General features: G+C 58.5%; 11 protein-coding genes. 3 read left to right on the top strand and 8 right to left on the bottom strand.

The genetic code is table 11. The features are described 5' to 3' along the window. Positions 1-3: 3 nt before the first annotated feature. From TRM7557_RS12075 to cysQ, 7 genes are all read right to left on the bottom strand, one after another. Complete coding sequence (locus TRM7557_RS12075) at positions 4-1,704, bottom strand: DUF5927 domain-containing protein (protein ID WP_058290460.1); 1,701 nt, start codon at positions 1,702-1,704, stop codon at positions 4-6. 7 nt (positions 1,705-1,711) lie between these two features. Beyond that, positions 1,712-2,698 carry a glycosyltransferase family 2 protein gene (locus tag TRM7557_RS12080; protein WP_058290461.1) on the bottom strand — a complete coding sequence of 329 codons (987 nt, stop codon included), beginning with the start codon at positions 2,696-2,698 and terminating at the stop codon, positions 1,712-1,714. Positions 2,699-2,889: 191 nt separating this feature from the next. After that, positions 2,890-3,945 (bottom strand): glycosyltransferase family 2 protein, encoded by a 1,056-nt coding sequence (locus TRM7557_RS12085; RefSeq protein WP_058290462.1) that lies wholly within the window; start codon positions 3,943-3,945, stop codon positions 2,890-2,892. A gap of 9 nt (positions 3,946-3,954) precedes the next feature. Next, entirely contained in the window at positions 3,955-4,938 is a 984-nt protein-coding gene (gene galE / locus TRM7557_RS12090; protein ID WP_058290463.1) for a UDP-glucose 4-epimerase GalE, read from the bottom strand. Positions 4,939-5,033: 95 nt separating this feature from the next. Further along, entirely contained in the window at positions 5,034-5,927 is an 894-nt protein-coding gene (gene galU / locus TRM7557_RS12095) for a UTP--glucose-1-phosphate uridylyltransferase GalU (protein ID WP_058290464.1), read from the bottom strand. Between the two features lie 134 nt (positions 5,928-6,061). Further along, positions 6,062-6,862: a 3-deoxy-manno-octulosonate cytidylyltransferase gene (locus TRM7557_RS12100; RefSeq protein ID WP_058290465.1), complete on the bottom strand. Its 801-nt coding sequence runs from the start codon at positions 6,860-6,862 to the stop codon at positions 6,062-6,064. Beyond that, positions 6,862-7,659 (bottom strand): 3'(2'),5'-bisphosphate nucleotidase CysQ, encoded by a 798-nt coding sequence (gene cysQ / locus TRM7557_RS12105; RefSeq protein WP_058290466.1) that lies wholly within the window; start codon positions 7,657-7,659, stop codon positions 6,862-6,864. The genes TRM7557_RS12100 and cysQ overlap by 1 nt, the downstream gene beginning before the upstream one ends. 118 nt (positions 7,660-7,777) lie before the next feature. Here cysQ and TRM7557_RS12110 point away from each other — a divergent pair, with 118 nt between their 5' ends. Beyond that, a complete protein-coding gene (locus tag TRM7557_RS12110; protein WP_058290467.1) occupies positions 7,778-8,602 on the top strand; it encodes an ABC transporter permease in 825 nt (274 codons plus the stop codon). Between the two features lie 15 nt (positions 8,603-8,617). On the opposite strand, the gene TRM7557_RS12115 is transcribed toward TRM7557_RS12110, so the two are convergent. Then, a complete protein-coding gene (locus TRM7557_RS12115; protein WP_058290468.1) occupies positions 8,618-9,220 on the bottom strand; it encodes an alpha-ketoglutarate-dependent dioxygenase AlkB family protein in 603 nt (200 codons plus the stop codon). Between the two features lie 205 nt (positions 9,221-9,425). Between TRM7557_RS12115 and dnaK the strand changes: the two genes are divergently transcribed. Both dnaK and dnaJ read left to right on the top strand, forming a co-directional pair. Next, the gene (gene dnaK, locus TRM7557_RS12120) at positions 9,426-11,351 is read left to right on the top strand and encodes a molecular chaperone DnaK (protein WP_058290469.1); all 1,926 of its coding nucleotides are present in this window, start codon (positions 9,426-9,428) and stop codon (positions 11,349-11,351) included. Between the two features lie 76 nt (positions 11,352-11,427). Next, entirely contained in the window at positions 11,428-12,588 is a 1,161-nt protein-coding gene (gene dnaJ / locus TRM7557_RS12125; protein ID WP_058290470.1) for a molecular chaperone DnaJ, read from the top strand. The last annotated feature ends 143 nt before the right edge of the window (positions 12,589-12,731 follow it).

The raw sequence follows: 12,731 nt of genomic DNA on the forward strand, positions 1-12,731 counted from the left end.
AGGCTATCGGACCAAATAAGGTTTGCGTTCGGCGGGGATCTGCGGCGGCGGCGTGTGGCCGACCGGGAAATCACCCATCAAATAGGGGTGCATCCCCTGATTCTTCAGATCCTGCAGGAATTGACCAAAGCCTTCAAGTTTCACCATTTTCGGCGTCTCAGTCAGATGCCCGGGCGCCGCACCTCCGACGTCGTCCAGAATTGACTGCAGGCTTTCCATCGGGGCCTCGACAAAATCAGCCATGGTCCAGATTCGCACCCGTGCCTTTACATCATGGGCGCGCAGCGCCTTGAGAAATGCCGCCTCGATCCGCTGCAACTGCGCCGCTTTCTGGCGCGCCTCTTCAAAATCCCCGCGTGCAAGGAACAAGGGCACCGCCCAGGCCCCGGAAATCACCGCAATATGAGCATTGGCGTCGCGCACCAGAAACTCCGTGATTTTCTGGGCGTCCTCGGGACCGAACTGAAACCCCTGTCGCGCGCCGCGTGTGTTCCAGATCAGATTGGCCAGAAAGCCCCAAGGGTTGTGATCCCGCCAGACAGCACTGTTGCTGAGCCCCCCATTAAGCAGCGTCGCCCCTCCCGCAAACTCTGCGTGGGACTTGGCAAACAGATGGCCGTGCACCTGCATAGAACTGGCTTTCGCCAACCAAGGTTCGAAATCCTCGAACAGCTCCGCGAAGCCCTGAAAGACTGAATAGGGCGCGCAGGTCAGCGTGTTTTGACACCACCAGTTGGGCATACGGCTTTGCATATAAAGGCCGGGCCGACCGGCCGTGCGCCGCTCCACTGCTTTGGAAAACAGGCGGTCAATCTTGCCGGGGTTCGGTTCTGCCGCTTTCATGGCGCTTAGGGAATCAGACAAAAACGCCTGATACAGACGGTCAGCCTGCGGCCATATTTTCCGCGCCACAAAACAGTCCGAGCGGCGCAGCAGCTGCAGGTGGTCGTCGTAGAAAATATGCGGCTTACCCTGATAGTCGAACTTTGACAGCGTCAACGACCGGCTTTCGACCTTGCCTGAATGCAGGCGCGTCAGCGTCTGGTAATAGCATTCGTCCGGGATCCAAACCCGGCGGAAATAAGTGTCATATTCGGGACGCCGCGGGTCGCTCAGAATGGATGTGAGCGTCTTGCGGGTCAGGCACCACCACTGACTGCCCAAATGCGGGGTCAGCCCGTCGGGCACCCGCCGCCGCACCCCAAGCCGCCGCTGAAGGCGCACATACCCATCAAACAGACGGCGGTGGCGCTTCCACGAAAACGGAAACCGCAGGGTAAACCGTTCCGCCCCAAGCCCGCCAATGATCCACGGCACGTCTGTTGTGGTGGCGCTTTCGATGAAATCCGTCTGTGGCCGCGCTGCCAGATAGTCCTGCAGCTCCTGCACCGGACGCAGCGGCAGACAAGAGCCCGAGGCAAGATACACATGGTTCACCTCGGCAAAGCGCTCCAGCATCAGCGCGCTGGCCGATTGCGAAGCCGCGACAATGCCCCAGGTGCCCCACTCGCAGCGGTGCCGGTCGCTGAATTTTACACGGGGCTGATCCCGGAACCGGTCTCGAAAGGCCTGAAAATCCGCCTCAGAAACATTGCGGTCCACATGCAAGACCACCGGACAGCCCGCCGCCAGCCAGTGGCGCGCCACCTGTTCTGCACGGTGCAGGGCCGTATGGACCAGCATGACAATGCCAACCGAACTCATCACGCCCTCACGCCCAATTGCCCTTGGACATCAGCCCAAGGATCTCCAGCTGACGCCAGTTGATGTAACGCTCGCTCCATTTGCACCACATATCCGGGTGATCGCGCAGGGCCTCGCGGTAGGCCTTGTATTCCGCTGAAGCCGCGTGGTGCTGTTTGCGGTCCATTTCCTCTTCGGCTTTGGCCGCGAATGTATCGAGGAACTTGGCGTGGAGAAGGACCCCACTGGCCTTTTCGCCGCCGCCGGTTTCATAAACCAGATTGAGCCCCCGCGGCAGAAGCATATGGGTCGAGCTGACAAAGGCAAACCGACGGTCCCATTTGACCAATGGGATCTTATTAAGCGCCGGTGCTTTCTTCGGGTTCTTCGAGAAAAACACCCGCGCCCGTGCGCCCCCTTGGATCCACAGGTTGCCGTATTCCTTGTTCAGGCTCATGGAGTAGTTGCCGCTGTCAAACCACGGCGCGATCTCCAACGGGTCCTGCCCAGAGCGATAGACCGCCTGATCCAGCCGCCCCTTTGGGTACACATCCAGCAGCATCGACGCAAAACTGCGGATCTGCGAACTGTCGAGCCAATCCGTCAGCGCCCGCACCGGGCGGGTATCGCAGAAGGGGTAGACAAAGAATTCGTCCGGATCGACCACCAGTGCCCAATGGCCATGCGCATATTTGCGCAGCAAGTGGTTCATCCAGTCCACACCATAGGTGGCCCGTTTATAGCTGGCGGTGGTATGCCACAGCGACACATCCGCCATCCCCGACAGATATTCGGCCGCGCCATCCTCGGACCCGTTGTCGATGAACAGGAAATGCTGCACGCCAAGGTCGCGGTAGTATTTCAGGAAATAGGGCAGGCGGATTTGTTCATTGCGAAAGGTGCAGACCAGCAGAATATCCGCAGGCTTTATGCGCGCCGTATTGTCCTGAACCGGGGTGAGTTCTCGGGATTTGCGCATACCGCGCAAGATACGGCGCTTGCGCCGCAGCCGCATCCTATAGGAGTTCCAAAGCCCCAACTCTTGTCCCGTCCGCGCTCAACCAAGGGCCAACGCCCGCTGTCCCAGCAATGTCATACCTGCCTTCAATCGCAGGCAATATGTCATGTTCACAGTATGGAAACAATGAATTTAGAATTGGTTACAATCACCAAACCGCCCGGAAGCACCGGCAACGACGGGGAAATTCACCCTATCTGGCGCCAATTCGGACTTTTGCACAATCCCAAGGCCTCCAGCCTCTGTGGCCCGTCAAAGAGCTGCGTCTCCGAATGCCAAAGATCCGGCGCTGAATTGATGGCCGCGTAGTAGTCGGCAAATTTCGACGGATCGTGAAAATGCTGTCGGCGCTGTGTGTCCTCGGCGGATTTGGCCAGCACCTCGGGCAAGAATTTCGTGTGCAACAAAACCCCCGACGGCACATCCTGACCCTCTGGGCCATGATACAGGCCGTTCAAACGCCGGGGCAAAAGCGCATGGGTCGAGTTGGTATAAGCAAACCGCCGGTTCCAGCGCACCAATGGCAGTTTATTGAGCGTCGGAGACAATTTCGGGTCCTCTTGGAAAAACACCCGCTCCCGTGCGCCGCCCTGTAGCCAAAGGTTGCCCATCGGCGCCTGCCGCACTGCACGATAGGGCCCGGCATCAAAACCGCGCAGGACGTCTGTCGGATCCTGCCCCGGCGCATAGTCCTGCGTGCCCAGCTGCCCTTTGGGATAGAGGTCCAGCATCATCGCACCAAAGCCATCGCGCCCTTCGGCTGCCAGAACATAGGTCAGATCACGCAGCCCATGCTCCTGCACCCCCGGATAGGTCAAAAGCTCGTCCACATCGAGTGTCAAACACCAATGCCCATGGCCATAGCGCATCAGCAGCCAGCCAGACCAGTCCAGCCCGAACCGCGTGTCGCGATAACTGGCCTTGGTCTGCCACAGCGACACATCGCTTTGATCCGCAAGCAAAGCCACGCTGCCATCGTCACTGCCATTGTCGACCATCAGAAAATGGTCCACCCCGAGTCTTCGATAGTACTCAAGAAAATAGGGCAACCGCAGCGCTTCATTGCGCAGGACAATCACCGCCAGAATGGCCTCTGGACCGATCTGGTCAAGACGCAGGTGCACCGGGTGCAGATCCCGGCGGGCGCGCAGACACCGCCACAACAGCCGCCGCCGCTTCCAACGCAGACGGTATGCCTGCGCAACAGAGATCTTTGGCAACGGCTGCGCCGCAATCCGGCCCATGATCCGGGCTTAACTCTCGTAGTGGCCCGACTGGTGCCAGCGCCACGCGTCACCGATCATCAGATCCAGAGAGGACCGCTTCGGCTCCCAACCCAGTTCTTCCCCCGCGCGTGTAGAGCCCGACACCAGCTTGGTGCAGTCCCCCGCACGGCGTGCGCCCGTGTTGTAAGGAACGGCCTGATTGGTCACGGCGCGGGAATGGTCGATCACTTCCATCACCGAGAAACCAGAGCCCGTACCAAGGTTGAACACACGGCTGCCTTTGCCGTCTTGCAGCCACTTCAGACCCAGAACATGGGCATCGACCAGGTCGCAGACATGAACATAATCGCGAATACAGGTGCCATCCGGCGTGTCATAATCCGTGCCGAAAACGGTCAGGGCGTCACGTTCGCCTTTGATGGCCTGTAGCATCAAGGGGATCAGATGGGTCTCGGGCTGGTGGAATTCGCCCACCTCGGCGTCAGGGTCTGCGCCTGCCACGTTGAAGTAGCGGAAGATCACCGCGTTCAGACCGTCGGACGCGCCAAAGTCTTTCAGGATATCCTCGACCGCGCGCTTGGACGCCCCATAAGCGTTCAACGGGGTTTGCGGCGTGTTTTCATCCAGAACCACATTGTCATGGTCACCATAGGTGGCACAGGTGGAAGAGAACACGAAATCGAGACACCCAGCAGCGACGGCGGCTTCGATCAGGGTCAGAGAGCCGCCAACGTTATTGGCCCAATATTTGCCGGGCTGGCTCACCGCTTCGCCCACCTGACTCAGGGCGGCGAAATGCATCACAGCTGCGGGTTTGTATGTTTCAAACACCTCATCAAGGCGCGCGCGGTCTGTCAGATCGCCCTTTTCAAAAGGACCGAACTTGACCGCATCCTGCCAGCCGGTGACAAGATTGTCATAGGTTACCGGGGTATATCCAGCCGCCTTCAGCGCCTTGCACGCATGAGAACCGATGTAGCCGGCGCCGCCCGTCACGAGAATATTGGTCACTGTCCCTGCCCCCTAAAACAAATTCATTATGTACATAAAAAGCAGCCCCCTTCGCAGGGGGCAAGCTTCCGTTTCAACAAAAAGAAAAGTGGCGATTACTCGGCCGCGTGGCTGACCTGCGCAACCTGATTGATATAGCCCATCAGATCGTCGCGCAGCTCTGGGCGGTCGAGGGCAAAAGCAACAGTTGCCTGCAGGAAGCCCGCCTTTGAACCACAGTCAAAACGCTGACCCTTGAAGCGGTAGCCGTAGACCGGCACATCATTTTCGATGTCCTGCGCGATAGCGTCGGTCAGCTGAATTTCACCACCTGCACCCTGTTTCATCTGGTTCAGGTTTTTCAGCACGGTCGGCGACAGAACATAGCGACCGATAACCGCTAGGTTCGACGGTGCGTCCTCTGCCTTCGGTTTTTCAACCATGCCATTGGCAGACACAACAGCGCCCATGTCCTCTTTGACATCCAGAACGCCGTAGGAGGAGATTTTGTCAGGCGCAACTTCCATGGACGCAACCATATTGCCGCCGGTTTCCTCGTAAGCTTCAACCATCTGCTTCAGGCAGGATTTTTCACCCGCAATCACATCATCCGGCAGAATCACAGCAAAAGGTTCATTGGCGATCAAACGACGCGCACACCAGACGGCATGACCCAGCCCCAGCGCTTTGTGCTGGCGGATATAGGCAATCGCACCGGAGTCCATATTGGTGGACTTCAGAACCTCCAGCAGGTCATCTTTGCCTTTTTTGCGCAGCTCCTGCTCCAGAACCGGAGAGTGATCAAAGTAATCTTCCAGCGCGCCTTTGCCGCGCGAGGTTACAAAAATAAATTCCTTGATGCCCGCTTCGCGGGCTTCGTCGATGGCGTATTGAACCAGCGGACGGTCAACCAAAGTCATGATTTCTTTGGGAACGGATTTGGTTGCAGGCAGGAAACGCGTCCCCATTCCTGCGACGGGGAAAATAGCTTTTGTAACTTTATTACGCATTTGAACTCTCTTTATTTGCACACGCAGGCAAGCCAACCTTTAACAGGCCTCGACGCCGCGCTTTCATCCCAACCATCACTCCCCCGTGGCACGATTAGCGCATTACCAAGGGGAGAATGCCAAGGGTTTTCTACTCAATTTATTCCCATTTCGCGCATCATCGTCTCAATTTTCGGCACATCTTCGGGATTGTTCAGCTCCCAGAAACTTCGCCCCCGAGACTCGACGATTACGCAGAGAATCTTTCGACTGTTTTCAAGGAATCGCAATTGCTCCAGCCCTTCGAGCTGCTCCAGCGGGCCGACATTCCATGAGGGATACGCTGCCAACGCGTCGGGTCGATAGGCATAGACACCGACGTGGTGGAAAACAGGCGTATCCGCATCGGCCGCATACTCCGTGCCGGTATAGGGCACCACTTCCTTGGAGAAGTAGAGCGCGCTGTTGTCAGCTGCAAACAGCGCGGTTGTGCCGCCCACGCGGCCTGCTTTGCGGTCATCGCGCAAGCTGGTCAGCGTTGCGCCATCGCAACGCAGAACAGGTGTTGCAAGCCCCATGTCAGGTGCCCCGCGCAGACCTGCCACCAGATCTTCGATAAACCAATGCGGCGTCAACGGCGCGTCGCCCTGCAGGTTCACCACAATCTCATAGCCGCCGCCCAGCGCCGCATGGGCCTCTGCGCAGCGTTCGGTGCCATTGGCACAGTCGACAGAGGTCATGACGACCTCTGCCCCAAACCCTTCGGCCACAGTCCTGATCCGATCGTCATCCGTTGCCACCACCACGCGATCCACGCCGGCCACGGAACACGCCGCACGCCAGGATCGTTCGATCAAGGTGCGTTTCTCCCCATTGGCACCGGTCAATTCAGCGAGCGGTTTCCCCGGATAACGGGTCGAGGCAAAACGGGCAGGAATGACGATCAGGACGGACATTAGGCTTCCTTGAGTGTAACCGCCGGAGAATAGGCGATAAAGAACGGGTTTGCGTAGTCCGGTTTCCCGTAGGTGAGCGGCGCGTGATTGTCAAAGCGAACCACTTTGCCACCAGCGCCATGCAGCACGGCGTGACCGGCTGCGGTGTCCCATTCCATGGTGCGTCCCACGCGCGGATAGATGTCCGCTTCGCCTGTTGCGACCAGGCAGAACTTCAGCGAAGAGCCAGCGCTTTTCATGTCTTGGACGTTGTATTTATTGATATAATCATCGGTCGCCTGATCGCGGTGCGACTTGGAGGCCACCACCAGCAACGACTCGTTATTGCTGTCCGCAACACGGATCGGCGTGGTTTCGCCCATGGCGCTGGCATCGAAGGGTCCGGCCTCTTCGACGGCGCTGCCATCGGCCAGCGTGAAGAACATGCGCTCGCGTGCGGGCGCATAGACCACCCCACGTGTGGGCACACCTTCTTCGACCAGCGCGATATTGACGGTAAAGTCGCCGCGGCGATTGATGAACTCTTTGGTGCCGTCCAGCGGATCGACGATCAGGAAGGTTTCACCCTTTTCCTTATGCGACGCCGATTGCTCTTCGGTGACCAGCATCATGTCCGGAAAGGCTGCACGCAGGCCCGCCGAAATCAGCGCATCCGCCGCTTCGTCTGCTTCGGTGACAGGGCTGTCGTCGGACTTCACTTTGACGTCAAAATCGTCGGCGTTATAAATTTCCATAATCTTGTCACCAGCCTCCAGGGCGAGGCGACGCATAACTTCAATCAATTGCTGATAGTCCACAGCTCTCTCCAATCTTTTGCGATTGTTGCACCAACAGGTTGCTGACCTTATGGTCGTTAAGCAATGGATCATCAAGAATTCCATGCCACTGTGGCACGCGTAACGTGGAAATGAGGCAATGTTTCAGCACCGAAGTGACCAAACTCCGTTCTCTCGTGCACTCACCCTATCCGAGGTGGTGTACCATGCGGTTGTGCGCTCGGTCCGGTCCAAGCACAACAATGCCGTGCTGGCGCTGGTGATCAATATCTTCCAGTCCGCAATGTTCGTGCTGGCCTTCTATTTCCTGATGTCGATTATCCCCGGTGGTCGCGGCAATGCGGTGCGCGGCGATTTCCTGCTGTTTATGATGTCGGGCGTGTTCCTGTTCATGAGCCACACCAAAACCATGGGTGCTGTGGTCGGGGCGGACGGGCCCTCCAGTCCGATGATGCAGCATGCGCCGATGAACACCTCGATCGCCATTCTGTCAGCCGCCATAGGCGCGCTTTATGTACAGACGCTGTCGATGCTCGTCATTCTGTTTATTTATCACGCCGCCTTCCAGCCCATTACCATCGAAGAACCGATTGCCGCATTTGGCATGATGCTGCTGGCCTGGATCAGTGGCGCGGCGATTGGTCTGGTGCTCTATGTGATCAAACCCTGGATGCCGGGTATCGTTGGGATCATTACGATGATCTACCAGCGCTCCAACATGTTCTTTTCGGGCAAAATGATGCTGGCGGGCACCCTGCCCGGCTACATGCTGCCACTGTTTATGTGGAACCCGCTGTTTCACACCATTGATCAGGCGCGCGGCCACGTCTTTATCAATTACACGGCGACTGTGACCGACTGGCACTATACCGCCTGGATCACGCTGATCTTTGGCGTTATTGGCATGATGGGTGAATTTTACACCCGCCGCATGGCCTCGGCCAGCTGGAACGCCCGCCGCTAAGCGTCTAGACCGACCTCAGGTGACCACCCGCAGGGTCAGGTTCACGCGCCCGCCCTTGGGCAACAGCCGCGAGGATTTGAAGCGGATCCGGTCGACCCCGTGATAGGCAAGGCGCGCTTCGCCGCCCATAACCACCACGTCGCCCGAATTCAGCCAGATCGACTCGGTCTTCTCGCGCCGTGAGGTGCCGCCAATCCGCAACAGCCCGTCATCGCCGAGCGAGATCGACACCACGGGATAAGAGAAATCCGCCTCGTCCTTATCCTGATGCAGCCCCATCTTTGCGCCTTCACCATAGTAGTTGAACAAACAGCATTCCGGCGCGCGGTCACTGCCGCTCAGGGTTTCCCAAATCCCAAGCACCTCGGCCGGGATTGCGGGCCACGCCCGCCCCGAAGGGTGCGCGTCGATATACCGATAGCCGCTTTTGTCCGAAAACCAGCCATAGCCTCCGGCCGCCGTCATGCGCACCGACATCTGCCCGCCGCCGGGCACGTCGGGCGAAAACAAGGGCGCCGCCTGCAGCACCGGCCGCAGCACCTGCACCAGTGCACGCTGACGCTCTGGGCTGAGAAAGCCCTTGTGAATCTCGAATCCGCGCAGGTTGAGCCGTGTCATTAAGCGCTTATTAACTCCGTTTCTGGCAAAACCGATGCAATTTGCGCCTATGGGCAAAGGAGCCGGTTGCAGGGGTGATTTTCGCTCCCTATATACGCCGGGAAGCGGTTGTCACAGACATGCCGCTGCAGAATCGGGGCGGGAATGCCGATGCGGGTTCCAGCTTCGGGTAATCGCCTTTTAAAGACTAAGGGATCGAAAAGAGATGAGCAAAGTTATCGGTATCGACCTCGGTACAACCAACTCCTGCGTGGCCATTATGGATGGCTCCCAGCCCCGCGTTATTGAAAACGCCGAGGGCGCACGCACCACCCCCTCCATTGTCGCCTTCACCGATGAAGAGCGTCTGGTGGGTCAGCCGGCGAAACGTCAGGCTGTGACCAACCCCGACAACACCATCTTTGGTGTGAAGCGTCTGATCGGTCGTCGGTTCGACGACGAACATCTGGCCAAAGACAAAAAGAACCTGCCGTTCGCTGTTGTAAACGGCGGCAATGGTGACGCATGGGTCGAAGCCAAGGGCGAGACATACTCCCCGTCGCAGATCTCTGCCTTCACCCTGCAGAAGATGAAAGAAACCGCCGAGTCTTACCTCGGTGAGGGCGTGACCCAAGCGGTCATCACCGTGCCTGCCTACTTCAACGACGCTCAGCGTCAGGCCACCAAAGACGCAGGCAAGATCGCCGGTCTCGAAGTGCTGCGCATCATCAACGAGCCGACGGCGGCTGCGCTGGCTTACGGCCTCGACAAAGAAGACACCCAGACCATCGCGGTTTATGACCTTGGTGGTGGTACCTTCGACGTGACCATCCTGGAAATCGACGACGGCCTGTTTGAGGTGAAGTCCACCAACGGTGACACCTTCCTGGGTGGTGAAGACTTTGACATGCGCATCGTGTCTTACCTGGCCGACCAGTTCAAAAAAGAACACAACGTCGACCTGACCAAAGACAAGATGGCGCTGCAGCGTCTGAAAGAAGCGGCCGAGAAAGCCAAGATCGAGCTGTCCTCTTCTTCCCAGACCGAAATCAACCAGCCGTTCATCTCCATGGACCCGTCCTCCGGCACGCCGCTGCACATGGTCATGAAACTGACCCGTGCCAAGCTGGAGTCGCTGGTTGCCGACCTGATCAAGAACTCCCTGAAGCCCTGCGCGGCAGCTCTGAAAGACGCGGGCCTGTCCGCATCTGACGTGGACGAGGTTGTTCTGGTTGGTGGTATGACCCGTATGCCGAAGGTCATCGAAGAAGTGACCAAATTCTTCGGCAAAGAGCCCCACAAAGGTGTGAACCCGGACGAAGTGGTTGCCATGGGCGCCGCGATCCAAGCTGGTGTTCTGCAGGGCGACGTCAAAGACGTTGTTCTTCTGGACGTGACCCCGCTGTCCCTGGGTATTGAAACCCTCGGTGGCGTCTTCACCCGTCTGATCGACCGCAACACCACCATCCCGACCAAGAAGTCTCAGGTCTTCTCTACCGCAGAAGACAACCAGAACGCCGTGACCATTCGTGTGTTCCAGGGTGAGCGCGAGATGGCCGCAGACAACAAGATGCTGGGTCAGTTCAACCTCGAGGACATCCCGCCCGCACCGCGCGGCATGCCGCAGATCGAAGTGACCTTTGACATTGACGCAAACGGCATCGTCTCCGTTGGCGCCAAAGACAAAGCCACCGGCAAAGAGCAGCAGATCACCATCCAGGCTTCTGGCGGCCTGTCCGACGCCGACATCGACCAGATGGTCAAAGACGCGGAAGACAACGCTGAGGCGGATAAAGAGCGCCGCGAGCTGATCGAAGCGAAAAACCAAGCCGAAAGCCTGCTGCACTCGACCGAGAAATCGATCGAAGAGCATGGCGACAAGGTCGACCCCTCCACCATCGAGGCGATCGAACTGGCTCTGGCCGCGCTGAAAGACGACCTGGAGAACGAAAAATCCACGGCTGAAAAGATCAAAGCGGGCATCCAGAACGTCACCGAAGTGGCGATGCGTCTGGGTGAAGCGATCTACAAGGCGCAAGCCGAAGCGGAGGGCGGCGAAGAGCCGATGCCCGAAGCAGACGCCGACGCTTCTCCGGCAGATGACGACATTGTCGACGCCGAATTCGAAGACCTCGACGACGATAAACGCTAAGGTCTGACACCTTGGTCAATGGGGCCGGTCCGTTACCCGGACCGGCCCTCTTCGTTGAGGCCATAGGAGTTATCCAATGTCAAAACGTGACTATTACGAGGTGCTTGGGATCTCCAAGGGAGCCAGCGCCGACGAAATCAAAAAAGCCTTCCGCAAGAAGGCGAAAGAACTGCACCCCGACCGCAATTCGGACAATCCCAATGCCGAGGCACAGTTCAAAGAAGCAAACGAGGCCTATGACTGCCTGAAGGATGCCGAGAAAAAGGCAGCCTATGACCGCTATGGTCATGCCGCATTCGAAGGCGGCATGGGCGGCGGCGGTGGCCCCCGTGGTGGCCATCCGGGCGGCGACTTCTCTTCTGCTTTCTCTGACGTCTTTGATGACCTCTTTGGGGACTTCATGGGCGGCCAGCGCGGCGGCGGCGGCGGCGGCGGACGTCAGCGCGCAACCCGTGGCGCCGATCTACGGTATAATCTGCGCGTGTCGCTCGAAGATGCCTTCCGTGGTCTGCAGAAAACCATCAATGTGCCGACCACAGTCTCCTGTACGGCCTGTGATGGCACCGGTGCCGAAGGCGGCGCAGAGCCCACCACCTGTCCGACCTGTAACGGTATGGGCAAGGTCCGCGCGCAGCAGGGGTTCTTTACCGTCGAGCGCACCTGTCCGACCTGTAATGGCCTTGGTCAGATGATCAAGAACCCCTGTAAGGTATGCCACGGTCACGGCCGCGTGGAAAAGGATCGTTCGCTTTCGGTGAACATCCCGGCTGGTGTTGAAACCGGCACCCGCATCCGTCTGGCCGGCGAAGGCGAAGCAGGCCTGCGCGGTGGCCCTCCGGGCGATCTCTATATCTTCATTGAGGTCGCAAGCCACGAGCTGTTTGAACGCGAAAGCACAAACCTTTATTGCCGCGTGCCTGTCTCTATGGCCAAAGCGGCGCTGGGTGGTGCGATCGAGGTTCCGACCATTGATGGCGGTCGCGGTCGCGTGCAGATCCCCGAAGGCAGCCAGTCTGGCCGCCAGATGCGCCTGCGCGGCAAAGGCATGCCTGCCCTGCGCGGCGGCGGTGTTGGCGACATGTTCATCGAACTTGCCGTTGAAACCCCGGTCAATCTGACCACCCGCCAGAAAGAGATTCTGAAGGAATTCGAGGACCTCTCGGAAGAGAACAACAACCCCGAATCCCGCAGCTTCTTTTCCTCGGTAAAAGGCTTCTGGGACGGCATGAAGGGGTGAGGTGCGTCTAGGAAACCGTCCGGGGGACGGTTTCAGCGCCGAACGGGCGGAGCCCCGGAAGTTGCACCTAGCACGCAGCCTGCCAAAGAGCCCTGCCTCTGGTCCACACCTCCATCAAATTCCCAAGCGCTCCCAACCGGGGG

Source organism: Tritonibacter multivorans (assembly GCF_001458415.1).
In the GTDB taxonomy this organism is placed as follows: domain Bacteria; phylum Pseudomonadota; class Alphaproteobacteria; order Rhodobacterales; family Rhodobacteraceae; genus Epibacterium; species Epibacterium multivorans.